18 protein-coding genes and 2 tRNA genes are annotated in these 18,755 nt (G+C 48.8%); 17 read left to right on the top strand and 3 right to left on the bottom strand.

The features are described 5' to 3' along the window. Window positions 1-151 precede the first annotated feature (151 nt). The 13 genes from CK797_RS03130 to CK797_RS03070 all read left to right on the top strand — a co-directional run bounded on the left by CK797_RS03130 (window position 152) and on the right by CK797_RS03070 (window position 12,584). The gene (locus CK797_RS03130) at window positions 152-640 is read left to right on the top strand and encodes a hypothetical protein (RefSeq protein ID WP_104688354.1); all 489 of its coding nucleotides are present in this window, start codon (window positions 152-154) and stop codon (window positions 638-640) included. A gap of 48 nt (window positions 641-688) precedes the next feature. Further along, window positions 689-759: transfer RNA gene (locus tag CK797_RS03125), tRNA-Gln, on the top strand. 104 nt (window positions 760-863) lie between these two features. Further along, window positions 864-1,193: a hypothetical protein gene (locus CK797_RS03120; RefSeq protein ID WP_104688353.1), complete on the top strand. Its 330-nt coding sequence runs from the start codon at window positions 864-866 to the stop codon at window positions 1,191-1,193. An 82-nt stretch (window positions 1,194-1,275) separates the two neighbouring features. Beyond that, a tRNA-Glu gene (locus CK797_RS03115) sits at window positions 1,276-1,348 on the top strand. 171 nt (window positions 1,349-1,519) lie between these two features. Further along, window positions 1,520-2,383, top strand: coding sequence for a hypothetical protein (locus CK797_RS03110; protein ID WP_104688352.1), 864 nt, complete (start codon window positions 1,520-1,522; stop codon window positions 2,381-2,383). Between the two features lie 114 nt (window positions 2,384-2,497). After that, on the top strand, window positions 2,498-2,968 hold the full coding sequence (locus CK797_RS03105; RefSeq protein ID WP_181049510.1) for a MarR family winged helix-turn-helix transcriptional regulator: 471 nt from the start codon (window positions 2,498-2,500) through the stop codon (window positions 2,966-2,968). Beyond that, window positions 2,965-4,725 (top strand): ABC transporter ATP-binding protein, encoded by a 1,761-nt coding sequence (locus CK797_RS03100; protein WP_104688350.1) that lies wholly within the window; start codon window positions 2,965-2,967, stop codon window positions 4,723-4,725. The genes CK797_RS03105 and CK797_RS03100 overlap by 4 nt, the downstream gene beginning before the upstream one ends. Beyond that, complete coding sequence (locus CK797_RS03095; RefSeq protein ID WP_104688349.1) at window positions 4,691-6,529, top strand: ABC transporter ATP-binding protein; 1,839 nt, start codon at window positions 4,691-4,693, stop codon at window positions 6,527-6,529. Before CK797_RS03100 ends, CK797_RS03095 begins: the two co-directional genes overlap by 35 nt. 105 nt (window positions 6,530-6,634) lie before the next feature. Next, a complete protein-coding gene (locus CK797_RS03090) occupies window positions 6,635-7,651 on the top strand; it encodes a serine hydrolase domain-containing protein (protein WP_104688348.1) in 1,017 nt (338 codons plus the stop codon). A gap of 217 nt (window positions 7,652-7,868) precedes the next feature. After that, entirely contained in the window at window positions 7,869-9,101 is a 1,233-nt protein-coding gene (arcA, locus tag CK797_RS03085) for an arginine deiminase (protein WP_104688347.1), read from the top strand. 126 nt (window positions 9,102-9,227) lie between these two features. Then, a complete protein-coding gene (locus tag CK797_RS03080; RefSeq protein ID WP_104688346.1) occupies window positions 9,228-9,698 on the top strand; it encodes an arginine repressor in 471 nt (156 codons plus the stop codon). A 16-nt stretch (window positions 9,699-9,714) separates the two neighbouring features. Then, a complete protein-coding gene (locus tag CK797_RS03075) occupies window positions 9,715-11,136 on the top strand; it encodes a basic amino acid/polyamine antiporter (protein WP_104688345.1) in 1,422 nt (473 codons plus the stop codon). Window positions 11,137-11,186: 50 nt separating this feature from the next. Continuing rightward, window positions 11,187-12,584: an amino acid permease gene (locus CK797_RS03070; RefSeq protein WP_225365012.1), complete on the top strand. Its 1,398-nt coding sequence runs from the start codon at window positions 11,187-11,189 to the stop codon at window positions 12,582-12,584. Window positions 12,585-12,638: 54 nt separating this feature from the next. Here CK797_RS03070 and CK797_RS03065 read toward each other — a convergent pair whose 3' ends face one another. The 3 genes from CK797_RS03065 to CK797_RS03055 are packed head-to-tail and all read right to left on the bottom strand — an operon-like array spanning window position 12,639 to window position 14,996. Next, window positions 12,639-12,938, bottom strand: coding sequence for a hypothetical protein (locus CK797_RS03065; protein ID WP_104688343.1), 300 nt, complete (start codon window positions 12,936-12,938; stop codon window positions 12,639-12,641). 10 nt (window positions 12,939-12,948) lie between these two features. Further along, entirely contained in the window at window positions 12,949-13,656 is a 708-nt protein-coding gene (locus CK797_RS03060; RefSeq protein ID WP_104688342.1) for a type 1 glutamine amidotransferase, read from the bottom strand. Beyond that, on the bottom strand, window positions 13,656-14,996 hold the full coding sequence (locus CK797_RS03055) for a Mur ligase family protein (RefSeq protein ID WP_104688341.1): 1,341 nt from the start codon (window positions 14,994-14,996) through the stop codon (window positions 13,656-13,658). The genes CK797_RS03060 and CK797_RS03055 overlap by 1 nt, the downstream gene beginning before the upstream one ends. Window positions 14,997-15,179: 183 nt before the next feature. On the opposite strand from CK797_RS03055, the gene CK797_RS03050 reads away from it, so the two are divergent. Genes CK797_RS03050 through CK797_RS03035 form a run of 4 tightly spaced genes read left to right on the top strand, consistent with a single transcriptional unit; the run spans window position 15,180 to window position 18,754 of the window. Next, on the top strand, window positions 15,180-15,767 hold the full coding sequence (locus CK797_RS03050) for a thymidine kinase (RefSeq protein ID WP_104688340.1): 588 nt from the start codon (window positions 15,180-15,182) through the stop codon (window positions 15,765-15,767). An 11-nt stretch (window positions 15,768-15,778) separates the two neighbouring features. Further along, window positions 15,779-16,861: a peptide chain release factor 1 gene (gene prfA / locus CK797_RS03045; RefSeq protein ID WP_181049516.1), complete on the top strand. Its 1,083-nt coding sequence runs from the start codon at window positions 15,779-15,781 to the stop codon at window positions 16,859-16,861. After that, on the top strand, window positions 16,854-17,720 hold the full coding sequence (prmC, locus tag CK797_RS03040) for a peptide chain release factor N(5)-glutamine methyltransferase (protein WP_104688338.1): 867 nt from the start codon (window positions 16,854-16,856) through the stop codon (window positions 17,718-17,720). Before prfA ends, prmC begins: the two co-directional genes overlap by 8 nt. 5 nt (window positions 17,721-17,725) lie before the next feature. Further along, window positions 17,726-18,754 carry an L-threonylcarbamoyladenylate synthase gene (locus CK797_RS03035; RefSeq protein ID WP_104688337.1) on the top strand — a complete coding sequence of 343 codons (1,029 nt, stop codon included), beginning with the start codon at window positions 17,726-17,728 and terminating at the stop codon, window positions 18,752-18,754. Window position 18,755: the final 1 nt, after the last annotated feature.

The following is an 18,755-nucleotide window of genomic DNA, read 5'->3' as shown; positions in this document are numbered from 1 at the left end:
TTGAGAGTTTATTATACTCTACCTATTGTTGTCCATAATTATGATTATTTGATGGAAAACTTGGTAGTAATTTGATAAATTGATTATGAACTAATTCACAAGACGGGGACGCATGCGGTAAAATAAAAGTAAAGATTGGGGAGGGAGTAACATGGCACATGCTTTTAAGGTTCACGTCATACTGAGTTGGGGTGAGCAGCGCGATTACCTGGTGGCAAATGATGTTGAACCAGGATTAGAGCATCGGTTGGCTACTCGCAAAAACTGGCAAGAAGTGATGCGTGGGGCGCTGATTAACGTGCCAGTTGCCCCCTACCTGCCTAGTGGTAAGCCCATGCCGCCGATTTCTACGGCTAAGGTTGTTGATGTGGTAGCAATCCCCGCTGACGACCTATCAGAAGGCCTTCAGCGGACCCGAAGCCAATTTATCATGGCCACAGTTTGGGAAAATCAAGACAGCCGGACTAACTATAACTATTTACGGCACGATTATGATCTGGCATCGCAGAGGCAGATTAAGGCAGACGTCGAATACTGGTGCGATGGAGTGGCTACAACGACTGTTGTAGCCATAACTAAGGCCCGGATTGCCGCTCAAAAAAAGAAATTTCAAAAAGAGTTAGGAAAAAGGGTTGACTAATCATGAAATATTCAGTATAGTAATGACTGTTGTATGAGACAACGTCATTGGGAATTGGCCAAGCGGTAAGGCGCAGGACTCTGAATCCTGGATCACTGGTTCGAACCCAGTATTCCCAATTTATTTTTGAGAGTCGCAATTCAATCTTTATGTTTGAATTGCGATTTTTTGTTTTAACTAACAGTCTCTGTTACAATAATGGTTAGAACAAGGAGAAAGAGAAATGGCAAGCAATTCTGATTCGATTTATTATGTTTTAACAAAGATCAAGCGGCATCCCGAGTTAATCGTGATGCAGCAGCCACGTTACACCAACACAATTATGCTCGCAATTGATGATCGGTTGAAGATTGCGGATGCAGGGTACTATTTTCCAAAACTGTCGCTGATGGTTAACCGTTTGTCGAACGATTTTGTGGCAAAAAATGAGGATCTGCTTGATGATTATTTTGCCAAGACTAATTGCGAGCAGCCGATTTACCATGATGTGTGGGTGACGACTTCGCACCTGCCGGCTAAGCGGGCTTACCTGTTGGAATTGTCCTATGAATAACATAGTATTTCAAAAAATCAAAAATTTTGATTGACAGTTCTGACGGTCTAACGTATAATCTATCTTGTACGTTACAGGACATTGCCCGCTGGTCAAATTGGTTAAGACGTCGCCCTCTCAAGGCGGAGTTACGGGTTCGATCCCCGTGCGGGTGATTTATTAGGAATGCCTCTTGCATCATATTTAATGGTGCAGGGGCATTTTTTAGTTTGGCCTATTGCTAATTTGTAATTTACTCTTAAAAACTGGTGTCGTTCATGGTAAAATTTCATTGTATTGGTTAAATTATTTGGAATAAGTAATGATAAGTAATGGTGTTTTAAATTATGCGAATTAAGAATTTATTGATAATCATAGCAATTGTTGCCGCCGTCCTGCTGATTATGCGCTATGTCCGTCAGGTCAAGGATACGCGGCGAGGCTATAACTACGTCAGCAGTAGTCGAGTGACTATCAACTGGCTGTTAGTTATTCTTCTGGTCGGCAGTCTGGTGGGAATTGGGGTTACCTCGTTTACCGGCCATAAGGATAATGCAGCACCGGTAAAGAGCAGTGAGTCATCCTCGGCGGTGGAACCAACAGCTGATGATGACGATGATGAAGGCAACGTGGTGCTCAAGTTTAAGAAGACAGCTCGCATGAATGATAATGGCGAGGCCAAGGTTAAGTTTTTGATTTCAGCAAAGACCAAGGTTGTAATCAAGGGTCACCGAAGTGGTGTGGTTGTGAAGACTTTCAAGCCAAGCAAGGGCGATGATACTGTCACTCGTTCACTCACCTTTGACATGCCAGGGACTTACGACATCACGGCCACGCGTGGAGACAAGAAGATTGTCAAGCACCTGAAGGTCAAGGGACAAACAAATAGCGAATCATCTGACAGCAGTAGTACTTCATCTGTTACGAGTCAGTCTTCAAGTAGCAGTGCCAAGGCTTCTAGCAGTGCCAATTCAGCAAATAGTATTAGTACAGCTGATAGTAGCAATAATGGCGGAGGGAGCAACAGCAATACCAGCACAAGTCTAAGAGGGAATAACGGGAGTTCATCCAGAAATCATTACTACAACGGTGGTAGCAGTAATTATGGTGGTGGTAGTGGTACAAGCACCCGGCCAGTCCATGAGAATAATGTACCGTCTACACCAGCTGGTGGTCAAGATACAACGGGAACCCTTAGCGAAGAACCATAAATATATTAAGCGTCCGAGATTATTCTCGGACACTTTTTTATTTTAAATTTTTATCGTTTAGTAGTAAAATAATCAATCGTTATGCACCTAACTATTTTGAAGGAGATGATGAGCATGGCAATTACCGATGAGGAGTTCTTTAGACGGTTGGCCGACCTGATTAAGAATATTGATAGCACGATTCAGTGTACAGAGCAGGCCTCTAACTTTCGGGGACAGGGCCTCATTATCGATCTGATTGCTCATCATGAGGGATGTGCTCAGCGGGAACTGGCTACGCTGGCCGGTGTCAAACCGGGGTCGTTGACCGAGGTCCTGGAACGTTTAGAACGCAACGGATATGTAATACGGCGGCGCGATGAGCGCGATCGTCGCGTTATAAGGGTTTTCCTAACCAAACAGGGGCAGAATTTCCGGGCTAAACTGGTGAAACAGCGAGCCGCGTTCGCCCGTCAGCTCCTCACCGGAGTTAGTCCTCAGGAACGCCAACAGTTTGTGCGCGTCGTCGATAAGATGCAGGCCCAGCTTTATAAATATAATGGTGAAACATTCACAAAAAATAACGAAAGGGATGACGAAGAGTGATTAAGATTGCCAAGAAGAACCTGGTTTGGTGGGCAACCACCCTGGCCGTAATCTTTCTATTGGTTCAGGTTGCCTGTGATCTCTACCTGCCGACGATCACGGCCGACCTTGTTAACAAGGGGATCATGCAACAGGATATGCGTTTTATTTGGCGTGAAGGTGGTCTAATGCTGCTTGTGGCGGCTATCGGTCTGGTAGCTGCAGCCGGGAATGTCTACTTTGCCGCGACCCAGTCGATGCAGGTGGGGGAGAAACTCCGTCGGCAGATCTTCAGCAAGGTACTACGCTTCTCCAACAAGGAGGTTAATGCCTTTGGGGACTCCTCGCTAATCACACGGTCGACCAACGATATTGTTCAAATTCAGAATGTGATGGTTCAGGTGTTACGGATGATGCTTCAGTCACCGATCATGCTGGTGGCTGCCTGTGTACTCGCTTATGTGCGGGAGCCACGGCTGACTCGGGTCTTTTTGATCAGTCTGCCGATCCTGGCCATTGCCGTGATAATCGTAATGTACTTTGCAGTTCCCCTCTTCAAGAGCATCCAGAAGAAGACTGATAAAATTAACTTGGTCTTTCGAGAAGGGCTAACCGGGGTTCGGGTCATCCGAGCCTTTCGTCAGGAGGAACGTGAGCAGGACCGCTTCAAGGCGGCCAACGAGGATTACACGCAGACCGGGATTAAAGCCTTTACCCTGGTCTCCTTTCTCTTTCCGGTAATGACGCTGATCCTTAGCCTGACTAACGTGGGCATCATTTTGCTGGGGAGTCATTTAATCGCCAATATGACAATGCAGGTGGGGAACTTGATTGCCTTCATGACCTACGCTACCCAGATCATGATTAGCTTTATGATGTTATCGATGGTCTTTGTTTTCGTTCCCCGGGCCTCGGCCTCGGCTAGCCGGGTTAACGCCGTCCTGGAGATGCCAATCAGTGTAGCCGATCTGCCGACAGATGAGCAGACTAAGATTGACCCAACTCATCCAGCCACTCTCAGCTTTGACCACGTTGACTTTCGCTACGACGGGGCAGAGAAACTTGCCCTCCAGGATCTTACCTTTAAGGTCAAGGCTGGACAGACCCTGGCAATTATTGGGGGGACTGGTTCCGGTAAGTCAACCCTAGTCAACTTGATTCCACGGCTTTTCAATATTGAACGTGGCCGGATTAAGGTTGACGGTCAGCCGATCGAACGGCTTAGTCAGCACGATCTTCATCAGGTGATCTCTATCACCCAGCAGAAGGCAGTTCTCTTTACTGGAACGATTCGATCTAACCTACAGTTTGGAAACGCCCAAGCGACTGATGAACAGATGTGGCAGGCCCTGGCGATCGCCCAGGCGGCTGACTTTGTCAAAGAGGCGGGTGGCTTGGATGCTGTCGTTGAGCAGAATGGTGGTAACTTCTCCGGAGGTCAGCGCCAGCGGTTGGCGATTGCCCGGACGATCATCAAACCGGCCTCAATCTATATCTTCGATGATTCCTTCTCGGCCCTTGATTTTAAGACCGACGCTGCATTGCGGCAGGCGCTGCGTCAGGACAAACAGATCCAACAGGCCGTGACGGTGATCGTTGCTCAGCGGGTTTCTACCGTAGCCGATGCGGACTTGATCATCGTGCTTGATGATGGGAAAGTGGTTGGTCAGGGAACGCACGCCGAATTGAAGGCCCATAATAAGACCTACCAGCAGATTGTTGACTCACAAATTCAGAAGGGGGATGAGGAACGTGCGGCACGCACCAGCCAAGACTAGGAAGCCAAAGCATTTTTGGCCCACAACTAAACGCCTAATCGATTACCTTCGGCCGTGGAGGGGTGGAGTCATCTTCTCCATCTTTCTGGCGATTGTCTCGGTTATTCTCTCTATCATCGCCCCGAAGATTCTTGGGGAGGCCACTACGATAATTTATAACGGAGTGATGAAGGGATACGCGTCAATTAAGGCCGGTCACCATTTGACCAGCCTGCCGATTGACTTTCACCGAATTATGATCATCGGGGTTACAGTCATCCTCTTGTATGTCTTCTCAGGACTCTTTAGTTTTGCCCAGCAGATTATCATGACCAGGATATCCCAACGGGTGGTCTACAACCTGCGTCAGGACCTGGAGGAGAAGATGGGCCGGGTCCCGGTCAGCTTCTATGATACCCATAGCAATGGGGATATTATGAGTCGGATGGTCAATGATATGGACAACATTGCCGGGACCCTTCAGCAGAGTTTTATCCAGATCATCACCAGTGTAATCACTTTTGTCGGGGTTTTAATCCTGATGATCACAATCAGCTGGAAGCTGACCTTAGTGGCGCTGGTTACCATTCCACTAAGTCTGCTCGTTGTTGCGTTTGTGGCCCCAACTGCTCAGCGGCTCTTTAGTCGTCAACAAGCTGAGTTGGGGAGAATCAACGGCCAGGTTGAGGAGACCTATGCCGGACATACGATTGTTCGGACCTTTAATAAGGAAGCTGATGAGGAGCAGCAGTTTGCCGAGAAGAACCACAGCTACTACCAGGCTGCTTGGAAAGCTCAGTTCTTCTCCATCCTGATCTTCCCCCTGATGAACTTCATTCGAAACCTTGGCTACCTGCTAGTGGCAGTTGTGGGAGCCATCCAGGTCATCCACGGTCAGATTACCCTTGGTAATGTTCAGGCCTTCCTGCAGTACACGAACCAGTTCTCCCAGCCAATCACTCAGATTGCCAACCTGAGCAGTACCATTCAGCAGACGGTGGCCTCCGCTGAGCGAATCTTCGCTGTTTTGGATGAGCCTGAGATGAGCGAAGAGTTGGTCGTTGATAAGCCGCTGACCACCACACCGGTACCGAAGATCGCCTTCAAAGATGTACGGTTTAGTTACCAGCCGGATGAGCCCCTGATCGAGGATTTCAGCCTAACGGCGCCAGCCGGACACATGGTGGCGATCGTTGGGCCAACAGGTGCCGGTAAGACTACCATTATTAACCTTTTGGAACGTTTTTACGATATCCAGGGTGGGCATATCTACCTTGATGGCCATGATACCCGGTCGATGACTCGTCACGAGTTACGCCAGCACATTGGGATGGTCCTTCAAGATACCTGGCTATTCACCGGGACGATCATGGATAACATTCGTTTTGGACGTGAGGATGCCAGTGATGAGGAGGTCTACCAAGCAGCCAAGCTGGCCTACGCTGACAGCTTCATTCGAGAGCTGCCGGATGGCTACCAGACGGTCCTGAACGAGTCGGCCTCCAACATTTCACAGGGGCAGCGTCAGTTGTTGACGATTGCCCGGGCCTTCCTGGCTAACCCCGAGATTTTGATTCTTGATGAGGCCACCAGTTCGGTTGATACCCGGACGGAGGCCCTGATTCAGAGCGCTATGAATGCCTTGCAGAAAGGACGGACAAGCTTTGTAGTTGCGCACCGCCTGTCGACAATTCGTAACGCTGAACAGATCATTGTGGTTAACCATGGTCACATCATTGAGACCGGTAATCATGACCAGCTGATGCAGGCCAACGGTTTCTATGCCGATCTGTATAATAGCCAGTTCATGGGCCAACAAATTTGATATCAAGTCGCCTAATTGGGCGGCTTTTTTTATTTTTGAAGGAAATTATCTTTTCACCATGTCAGGTTGTAAAATAAAAAGGATATTTTAAAGGAGCACAGATAGATGGAACGATATCGAGAAACAATTAAACAGCTGAATGCGATGGTCGACGATGGGGTGATCCCGGGGATGACCTATTTGATCTTTGATGGTGCTCAGGAGTGGACGATGAGTCGTGGTTGGGCTCAGCTTGAACCGACCAGGGAGAAACTTCGACCGGGGATGGTGTATGACTTGGCCTCCTTGACTAAGGTAGTGGGGACGGTTCCCGTGGTGGCGTTGCTCATCCAAGAAGGGTGCCTTCACCTTGATGATCCTGTTCAGCGATACCTGCCGGAATTTAGCGATCCACGACCAACCATCCGTAACCTGCTGACCCACACCTCCGGGATTCACGGCTATATTCCACACCGCGATGCATTAACATCGGACCAATTGATGACGGCCTTTCTCACTCGGCAGACAGTCGACAGCACCCTGAATCGCCAGATCCGCTATGCCGATGTCAATTACCTCTACCTTGGCTGGATTATCGAGCGGCTCTGTGGTTGTCCGGTCCAGGATGTGATTACTCAACGAGTGCTGAAGCCGCTGAGGATGACCACGGCAACTTTTCATCCTGATCCGGTTGCGGCAGTGCCGACGGAGATTCAAACAGGACGAGGACTGATCCGTGGCCGGGTACATGATCCCAAGGGCAACATTCTGGGCACTCGGTGCGGTTGTGCAGGTCTCTTCGCCAGTCTTAGCGACTTGGCAATCTTTGGCCGCCAGCTGATTGAGAATCACTTAGGCAATCTGCTTAATGCTGAGCTGATCGATGCAATGTTTGTCGATCAAACTAAGATCCCTGGGTTCCATAGCCGGTCGCTGGGATGGAAGTTGCTTCACGACCGGGCCGATGGTCACCTTCTGATCAGTCATACTGGTTTCACCGGAACCTGGCTGATCCTCGACCGCCAGACCGATCAGGGATTTATTTTCCTCTCCAACCGGGTTCACCCGACAGCAGACAACCAAGAATACCTGAACCGGCGTGATCGCATTTACGCAACTTACCTACGAGAGAAGAATAAATAAAAAGTTTGTGAAATTATTATTCAACTTTCATGTATACATTAGGCGCAGAATATGCAACTGTTCCCAATGTAATGCATAAAATGAGGGAGCGGACTTAAAATGATACATCCAGTTGCATAACTACACAAAATATTGGTAAATGGGCATTTGACAACGGTTACAATCGTGTTATGATATATTACGTAATCAAGTGAATCTCTTAAAGGAGTGATTGTATATGCAAAGTCCAATTCATGTAACATCTGAAATTGGAAAGCTGAAGACAGTTATGCTTCACCGACCAGGGCACGAAATTGAAAATGTCTACCCTGACATCCTTCATCGGATGCTTGTCGATGACATTCCATACCTGCCAATTGCACAAGAAGAACACGATTACTTTGCTGACACGCTGCGCAAGCAAGGAATTGAAGTATTATACTTCGCCAAGTTAGCTGCAGAAGCCCTGCAAGATAGTCAAGTTAAGGACAAGTTCCTTGAACAAATGCTGGCAGAATCCGGCCATGCAGCTGGTGCTGTTCACGATGCATTGAAGGAATACTTGTTAAGCATGGACACCCAAGCAATGGTTGACAAGATCATCGCTGGTGTTCGTAAGGACGAGATTGATGTTAAGTTTGTTTCACTTGCTGAAATGGCTGAAGACCAGGACTACCCATTCTTCATGGATCCAATGCCAAATGCCTACTTCACTCGTGATCCACAAGCTTCCATTGGTGACGGTATTACCATCAACCACATGACTTTTAAGGCTCGTCAACGTGAATCGCTCTTCACTGAATACATCATCAAGTACAACCCACGCTTTGCCAACAAGGGCGTACATGTATGGCGTGATCGTTACCACGACACCCGGATTGAAGGTGGGGATGAACTGGTACTTAGTGACCACGTATTCGCCATCGGTATTTCACAACGGACGTCAGCCGATGCCATTATGGACATCGCTCGGAACCTCTTCAAGGATTCCAACTACGACACGGTTATTGCTATTCACATTCCACACAACCACGCAATGATGCACTTGGACACCGTCTTTACGATGATCAACTACAACCAGTTCACTGTTCACCCGCAAATCTTGGATGAACATGGTAAGGTTGATACTTACATTCTGCACCCAGGTAAGGACGGCGAGATTGAGATTAAGCACCGGACTGACTTACAACACGTTCTGGAAGAAGCGCTTAATGAACCAGAAATCGACCTGATTCCTACTGGTAACGGTGACCCAATTGTTGCCCCACGTGAACAGTGGAATGATGGTTCCAACACCTTGACCATTGCACCAGGTGAAGTTGTAACTTATGACCGGAACTATGTATCAAATGATTTGCTGCGTAAGCACGGAATTCTCGTTCATGAGGTTCGGTCAAGTGAATTGTCTCGTGGTCGTGGTGGTCCACGTTGCATGTCCTGCCCACTTGTTCGTGAAGATCTTAAAAAGTAATTTTAGCTAACTAAAAGCAGCAAACATTATCCACTTGACTCATGGACAATCGCGAGGAAAGGGTATAATTTTGCTGCTTTTTCTAGTATTATTTAGGTGTAATCACTTTATTGAGAGGGACCGCGGATGGATCGAAAAGCGAGAAGGAAATTTATTGAGCAACTAGTCAATGATCGAAAGATTGAGACCCAGGATGAGTTGTTGCAGCTTCTTACAGAGGCCGGAGTTGAAACAACTCAGGCGACCATTTCTCGTGATATTCATGCGCTTAACATTGTTAAGGCAAATGATGGGAAGGGACATACTTACTATGTTCAGTTGCACCTGGCTCCAGAGCATGACTTCAACCGCCTTTATCAGGGCATTCATGATAATGTTCGGACGATTGAGACGGTGCAGTTCTTAAACGTCGTCAAGACGGCCCTGAATTCGAGCTATGCAACAATTCTAGCGGGGATGTTCGACGAGCTTGATATTCCGGAAGTTGTCGGAACAATCGCGGGAAATGACACCTTGATCATTATTAGCAAGGATAATGCGGATGCCAAACTGGTCTATAATCTGATTGCAAAGCACATTAATGCACGTATTGTGTAGAAACGAGGGGATATTGATGGATACTGAGAAAAAGGGTATCGGTAAGGGCGAATTAATTGCCCTGATTGTTAGTTCATGTATTGGTACTGGGATATTTGGGATCACTAGCGATGTCTCAGCTGCCGCTGCACCAGGTCCAGCATTGCTTGCCTGGATCTTTGCAGGTTTAGGTTTCTTGATGTTAGTTCTTTCACTGAACAACTTATCTGAAAAGCGGCCAGACCTTGAAGCCGGGATCTTCTCATATGCCGGCGCTGGTTTTGGACCAATGGGTGAGTTCATCTCTGGTTGGTCCTACTGGCTCTCAGCATGGTTGGGTAACATTGCCTTTGCCACGATGCTGATGGCTTCACTGGGGACTTTCTTCCCTGTATTTAAGGGTGGACAGAACGTTCCGTCAATTATTGTAGCTATTATTTTCTGCTGGTTATTGACTATTCTGGTTAACAATGGTGTTGAAACGGCCTCATTCGTTAACATGATCGGGACGATCTGCAAGGTTCTGCCACTGATTATCTTCATTATCATCATGATTGTCAGCTTCAAGAGCGGTATGTTTACTGCCGACTTCTGGGGCCGGGTTGCCAACAATGCTTCCAAGGGAACGACAACTGGTTCTACTTGGAGCCAAATGAAGGGTACCCTGATGACACTGATCTGGGTATTTATCGGTGTTGAAGGTGCCTCCGTCATGGGCCACCGTGCTAAGTCACGGAAAGATGCCCAAGCGGCTACGCTGATTAGTTACGGCCTCTTGGTATTAGCTTACGTATTGATTTCCATTCTGCCTTACGGTGTTCTGACCCGGGCTCAATTAGCTGGAATGGGTCAGCCAGCCATTGGTCATGTTCTTCAGATGACTGTTGGTAACTGGGGTTCAATTTTGATCAACGTTGGTTTGATCATCTCCACGATTGTTTCCTGGTTGTCATGGACGATGCTGCCAGCCGAAACGACGATGCTGGTTGCCGAAGACAAGGCAATGCCAAAGCTCTGGGGTGACACCAACGCCAAGAATGCTCCAACGGCTTCTCTGATGATCACTGGTGTATTGCAGACGATCTTCCTGTTCTCCCTGTTGTTCACACAAAAGGCTTACGAATTTGCTTATTCCCTTTGTGCCGCAGCTATCCTGTTCTCTTACCTCTTCGTTGGTCTTTACCAAATGAAGTACAGTAAGGAACACAGTGAATGGGGTCAATTCACGATTGGTCTACTCTCTGCAGCATTTATGCTCGCATGCATGTTCTTAGCTGGTTGGCAAGAAGTTTTGCTGGTTTCTATCAGCTTCATTCCTGGCTTCTACATCTACTACTTGGCATGCAAGGAAAACAGTCACAAGATGTCTGTTGCTGAAAAGTGGGTCATGACGTTGATCCTGGTATTATCCATTGTTGCTATCTGGCTTGTTGCTAATGGAACAATTGCTATTAGCTAATTAAACGAGTAAAATAACAATTAAATATTTAATGAATTGAGGTGATTAAGGTGAAAGACAAGAAATTAAACTTGTTTCTCTTAATCACCTTAATTATTGGAACGATTATCGGTGGGGGAATCTTCAACAGCCCTACTGACTTGATTTTAAAAGCTAACCCACTGTCAGCAGTCCTGGCCTGGTTGCTGGGAGGCTTTGGGGTCCTGATGCTGACCCTGGTTTTCTATGAGCTGTCGATTTATAAGCCGGAATTGACGGGGGGTATCTATACCTACGCTAAGCAAGGATTTGGTAACTATGCCGGGTTCAACTCTTTTTGGGGTTATTGGATTGGTTCAATCTTCGGCAACATTGCCTTTATCACTCTCTTTTTCAAGACTGTGAACAGCATGCTGGGGAGCCACCAGTTATCATCATTGGGGTGCTTTATTGGTGGTAGTATTATTATCTGGCTCTATGCCCTGATTGCCTGGCGGGGGATTAAGGGCGCCAGCATCCTGAATGCCGTAATCACGATTGCCAAGATCCTGCCTCTCCTGTTGGTTGTGGTAGTTGGAATTGGTCTTTTTCACTGGGGAACCTTTACCGTGCCGCACTGGACGACGATCCTGGCTTCCAACCAGCAGCCGGTCGCATTGCCACACCAACTGGGAGCTGCGATGAGTACAATTGTTTGGTGCTTTGTCGGTATTGAGGCGGCAGTTTCCATGTCACGGCGGGCGAAGAAGCCGGCTGACGTGGGACTGGCTACGATGATTAGCTTTGTGATTGTCCTAGCCCTCTATATCGTGATCTCTGTGGTGCCAATGGGAATCCTCCCAGCTGATAAGTTGGCAAAGTCTGCGGTGCCACTGGCCACAGTTCTGGAGGCAACACCAATTGGAGCAATTGGGGCCGATATTATCAAGATTGGCCTGCTGATCTCCTTATTAGGTGCCCTGCTGAGCTGGTATATGATTGGTCCAGAGATTGTCTACGTCACCAGTATGGACCATGACATGCCACGACCATTTTCCTTAGTCAACAGACATGATATTCCGGGATTCTCCCTAATTGTCTATACCCTGCTGATGCAGGTTTTCCTAGTGGTCCTCCTTGTACCACAGCTCCAGAAGGCGTACACAATCGCCTATACTCTGGCGGCTGCGATGACCCTGGTGGCCTACCTGCTTTCAGCTTTGTATGGTCTTAAGGTGGCCTTTGGTGAAAGGCGGGGGATCTTCTTCAAGACAGTAGCACTCTTAGCAAGCATTTATTCGGTCTATACCTTGTTTGCCTCTGGGATTGAGTATGTTTTTGCCAGTGCCCTGATCTTTGCATTAGGTATTCCGCTCTTTATCAAGTCGGCAGACCGTCTTAACCACCGCGAACGGATCGCCATGATTATCATTGCAATCCTCGGGGTAGTGGCCCTGATCCTGATTATAGCTGGTAAGATTAAGTTTTAAAATATAGCAAAAAGGCTGTCGCAAGACTCATCTGAGCTTTGCGGCAGCCTTTTATTATAGATTTAGCTTTTGCTTGATACGATCCATTCGTTGAACAATAACCGTCTCTATCAAGGTGATGACGCTGACCAGCAGGATAGCGTAGTGAGCAGGCAGGACGATGAGCGCCAGTATGAATAGCCAGGAAAGCCAGTTCCAGACACGTTCAATTCGCAGAATCCTTTGGAGACGGCGCCGACTGGCTGCTTGAGGATGGTGCTGGGCGACAAATTGTAGAAAGAGGTATAGTCGCACCTCGTAGAAGCTCTCTGCCAGAAAGATCAGCGTCAACCCAAAACTTAGTAGTGATTCCACGGGGACCTCCTTAGAAGGTTGACTTAATTTGGAGGGCTTCCTGACGACTAAGATCAGCAGTGGGGTACTTATTTTTCAGGGCCTGCAGGAGTAACGACTTAGCAATTTCACCGTTCCGGGTTAGGATTGGTCCGTGGAAGTAGGAACAATAAGTTGACTTGTAAATAGCCCCCTCGGTGTGGTCTTCTCCGTTATTACCATGGCCCGTGACAACTATTCCCAGTGGCTGTTCACCTTTACCGATGAAGGTGCGGCCGTTATGATTCTCAAAGCCGTGGTATTCTTGGCCGGTTACGGGGTTCTTGATAGTGATATCGCCTATAAAGCGGTTATTATCCTGGCTGAGGGTGTAGTGGTCAAGAATTCCCAGTCCTGGAATCTTCTCACCATTGGCGCCGATGTAGTAGTGGCCTAGCAGCTGGTAGCCACCACAGATAGCCAGCATGGGTTTATCATCATTGATGAACTTGGCGATGCCGGCCTTCTTATTGGGTAGGTCCCGGGAGACAACGAGCTGCTCGTAGTCCTGACCACCGCCGAAGAGAGCCAGGTCGAAGTCGTCGGGGTTGAACTGGTTATCAATACTGATCACCGTAACGGCGATGTCGGCGTCCATCTGCTTAGCGTAGTAACGCAGGGCGATGATGTTACCGACGTCACTGTAAGTGTTCAGCAGGTCGCCATAGAGATGGGCGAGTCGAAGATGATATTTTGCCATTAATCCATTCCACCTTTCTTGATGTATTGTTTCTCAGCCAGGAGCTTGCGTAGCTGGAGCATGGCCGTGTAGCTGGCCAGGATATAGACATGGTCGGTCGGCATCTGTTTGATTTTGTCGACTACCTTGGTCAGGTCTGGTTCGTGCCAGACGTTATCAATCCCCGCCATAGTCAGCCGGGTAGTGATGTCCTTGTAGCGCTCGCCACCAGTCATGTACTGAGGAATCTGGTGGGTGGCCAACTTCTCAAAATCACCATCCCAGATCCAGCTGGTATCAATCCCATCGGCGTAGTTTGCGTTGAGCAGGAAGGCAAAGCTGAATGGTTGGGGATCGGTCTCGATCATGTCGAGGACCTGATTGAGGCCGACCGGATTCTTAACCAAGATGATTGTGACCTGCTTTCCATCAACGTTGATAATCTCTTGACGGCCAAAGACTCGTTCGTCGGATTCAAAGGCATGTTTAATCTGGTCAGGTGCCACCCCCATGAAACGCCCCAGGGAATAGGCAGCCAGTGCATTGTAAATGTTGTAAAGTCCCCCGATGCCGATCGTATAGCGATGACCATCGATCTCAAAGGTCGAGTTTGTTGGCGTCAATTTGTCGAGCTTGGTGACGCTGTAGGTCAGTTTTGGACGTTTGAAGCCGCAGTGGGGACAGAAGTAGTCACCCAGCCCGGCGTAGGTTCGCATATGGTATTGCAGGATATGCTGACATTTTGGACAGAGCAGGCCATCGGTGTTGGCTGGAGCGTTAAAAGCTGCGTGATGCTCATGGTTGAAGCCGTAGTAGATGATAGGGTTGGGCAGTTCCTTGCTATGGAAAAGCTGCTCGTCTCCATTGGCGATGATCGTCGCCTTAGGGGCTAACTTGACCCCGCGGAGGATCTTATCATAAGTGGTGTAGATCTCTCCGTACCGGTCCATCTGGTCACGAAAAATATTAGTGAAAACGAAGGCCTTGGGGGTGATGTAGCGGCAGACAATTGGCACGTTGGCTTCGTCGACTTCGAGCACTGCCAGTCCCTTCTTCTTGGCGCGGGGAGCAGTGATGAAGGTCGTTACAATCCCCTGTTCCATGTTTGAACCAGTAGGATTAGTGAGGACCTGGTCATACTTTTCACGCAGGACCCGGACACTCAGTGCAGTGGTCAGGGTTTTACCATTGGTTCCAGTGACGATCACCAAGTCATACTTCTTGCTGAAGGATTGAAGAATATTGGGGTCAAGCTTGAGGGTGAGCTTGCCGGGAAGGGAGCTCCCACCATGCATGAAGGTGTGGAGAAACCAGTAACTTGATCGACCGGCAAACTCAGCAAATGAACTTCGAATTGACATTGAGACAATTCCTTTCTTATATTGAGATTAAATACCGTTTAATTTTAATCTTTACGGCCGTAAAAAGAAAGTTATTCGCCTAAATTACTTTGCCTGACCTATCTTCTGAAAATGGTTAGTATTTAAAAGCTTCCTGTTTTTGGATATAATGAAGAGTACTATGCAATAAAAGGAGTATCCATCGTGGCACAGCTATTTTTTAAGTATGGAGCAATGAACTCGGGCAAGTCGATTGATATCCTGAAAGTTGCCCATAACTATGAGGAGCAGGGCAAACCGGTGGTCTTAATGACCAGTGGTGTTGACAACCGATCGGGTCAGGGCGTGATTGCCAGTCGGATTGGCCTCAAACGCCAGGTGACCCCGATCATGGACGATACTAATATCTATGAATATGTCAAATCGATTGACCACCCGGTCTACTGTGTGTTGATCGATGAGGCCCAGTTCTTGAAGAAGTACCATGTTCTACAACTAATTAAGATTGTGGACGAGCTCAACATCCCGGTTATGACCTTCGGCTTAAAGAATGACTTCAAGAACGAGCTGTTTGAAGGCTCCAAATACTTGTTGATCTATGCTGACAAGATTGAAGAGATGAAGACCATCTGCTGGTTTTGCCCCCACAAGGCGACGATGAACCTGCGTATTCACGATGGCAAACCGGTCTACGAGGGTGAACAGGTGCAGATTGGCGGGAATGAATCCTACTATCCCGTTTGTCGCAAGCATTACTTTCACCCGTTGTTAGATCAAGGACAGGAGGAATAACTTTTATGGAAATGAAGGATATCTTCGATAAGTTGCAGGCGGTAGCGGACCGCTACGACGAATTGAATGAGCTAATCAGTGATCCAGCGGTGATCGCCGACTCCCAGCGTTTTATGAAGCTCTCCAAGGAAGAGGGAAGCCTGCGGGAGACTGTGGAGAAGTACGACGAATATAAAAAGGTCACCCAGACAATTACTGATGATGAGGAAATGCTGCGCGAGACTGACGATCCTGATCTGACGGCATTGACCAAGGATGAGCTGAGTGATGCTAAGGAACAGCAGGCTAAGCTGGAGAAGGAGTTAGAGGTTCTTTTGATCCCAAAGGACCCTAATGATGATAAAAACATCATCATGGAGATCCGCGGGGCTGCTGGTGGTGACGAGGCAAGCCTTTTTGCTGCCGACCTTTACAATATGTATCTTCACTATGCTGAGCGTCAGGGCTGGAAGGTCGAGGTCGTTGATAAGAATGAAACCGAGGTTGGGGGATTCAAGGAAATTGCCTTGATGATCACTGGAGATAAGGTCTACTCCAAGCTGAAGTTTGAGAACGGCGCCCATCGGGTTCAACGGGTACCGGTCACAGAATCGGCCGGCCGAGTTCACACTTCCACCGCTACGGTTGGGGTGATGCCCGAGGCCGAGGATGTTGATGTGGAGCTGGACCCCAAGGATATTCGGGTTGACGTCTACCGGTCCAGCGGTGCTGGTGGTCAGCACGTTAACAAGACGTCGTCAGCGGTCCGGATGACCCACCTGCCGACTGGAATCGTGGTTGCCATGCAGGATGAGCGATCCCAGCAGCAAAACCGGGCCAAGGCCATGCGGATCTTGAAGTCGCGGGTATATGATTACTACCAGCAGAAGGAACAGAGTGCTTATGACCAGAAACGTAAGGACGCTATTGGGACGGGAGATCGTTCTGAGCGGATTCGGACTTACAACTACCCGCAGAACCGGGTAACAGATCACCGGATCGGTTTGACCCTTAACAAGTTGGATAAGATCATGGCCGGCGACCTCGACGAGATTATCGAGGCGCTGATCGTGGCCGACCAAACCAAGAAACTGGAACAGCTGCGCAATGAGTAGGGATAGGCAGACCTACTTTGCGGCTCAGCGTTGGGCCAAGGATCAGCTGGCGGGAACTGACGTCGATCTCGAGTCGCCCCAGTTTTTGCTACAGATGCGGCATGACTGGGACGCCACTCACCTGCTCTTGCATAACCGTGACCTGATGCCAGCCGACGAACAGGCCTGGTTCTGCTCAGCTGTCCAGCGGTTGCTGGATCATGAGCCGGCTCAGTATATTGCCGGGCAGGCGCCATTTTACGGGCGTAACTTTGCCGTTACCCCGGCTGTTCTGATTCCGGAGGCGGAGACAGCTGAACTGGTTGATTGGGTACTGGCCAAGCTGCCCGACCGGCCGTTATCGGTTCTTGACCTAGGTACCGGTAGTGGGGTGATTGGGATCACCTTGGCTCTGGAACGACCCCACTGGCGGGTAACCCTGAGTGATGTTTCACCGGCGGCCTTGACGGTGGCTCGACAAAATATCCGTCGCTTTGGCCTGGACTTGCCAGTGATTGAGAGTGACCTTTTTGCCGGCATGGCTGGGCGGCACTTCGACTTGATTGTGACCAACCCGCCTTATATTGACCCGGGAGCGACCAGTATCATGGACACGGCGGTATTGAATTATGAACCGGATTTAGCCCTGTTTGCCGACGAGGCGGGCTTAGGGTTCTACCATCGACTCTTTGCTCAAGCGGGTGACCACCTGAATGCAGGTGGTCAGCTCTTTGGCGAGACTGGCTTTGACCAGGAACAGTCGATTCAGAACCTTCTCCACCGGTGTGACCACCAGGCAAAAATTGAGACCCGTCATGATGTGGCGGATAAAATGAGGATGATACACGTATGGGATTTTTTAGGCGCAGGAGGAAATTAGCGAGAATGGATACTAAGATTTTTCAATTGAGTGAGATTGATCAAGCTGCAGCTGCGATAAAACGGGGCGAACTGGTGGCGTTTCCGACCGAGACCGTTTATGGCCTGGGAGCTGACGCGACGAACGAGGATGCCGTCAAGAACGTCTACCTGGCGAAGGGGCGGCCAAGTGATAATCCGTTGATCGTTCACGTCAACTCGGTGGCGATGGTAGAGCAGTATGCTGCCGAGATTCCAGACAATGCCCGGAAGCTAATGAAGACTTTCTGGCCGGGCTCATTGACAATCATCCTGAAGATCAAGAAACATGTCCTGTCTAAGACAGTCACCGGGGGATTGAAGACGGTGGCCTTCCGCTTTCCAGACTGTCAGCCGACCCTTGATCTGATTGCCAAGGCCGGTGTGCCAATGGTTGGTCCATCAGCCAACACGTCCGGCAAGCCGAGTCCAACGACAGCTCAGCATGTCTACCACGACCTGCATGGCAAGATTGCTGGAATCCTGGATAACGGGCCAACCCGGGTTGGGGTTGAGTCGACGGTCCTGGACATGTCCACGGACCAGCCGGTGATTCTGCGGCCAGGTGCCGTCACCAAGAAAGATATTGAGCAGGTGATTGGTTCAATTGACATCAACCACCACAAGGTTGGCAAGAACGAGACTCCGAAGGCTCCTGGGATGAAGTATAAGCATTATGCCCCCAACGCCCAGGTATATATCGTCGATGCGGAAACCGACTGGGGTGATGTAGTTAAGTGGATTCAGCAACAGCCTTTCGATGTCGGTATGATGGCTGAAGAACGGATTCTCCAGCAGGCAACCCTACCAATGAACGCGATTCAATTTTCCTTGGGAACCGGGGTTCAGGACGCAAGTGCCCGCTTATTCGATGGCCTGCGCCAATTTGATGACCAGCCGAACGTCAAAGCGATTGTAACCCAAGCCTTTCCTGCTCAAGGGCTTGGGGGAGCCTACATGAACCGGCTTAATAAGTCTGCCGGTGGGGTTCATTTTGACGCCGCAATGGTCAAGTAGA

It is taken from the genome of Limosilactobacillus pontis, assembly GCF_002940945.1.
Classification (GTDB): Bacteria; Bacillota; Bacilli; order Lactobacillales; family Lactobacillaceae; genus Limosilactobacillus; species Limosilactobacillus pontis_A.
This window is presented reverse-complemented; position numbering and strand designations above follow the sequence as displayed.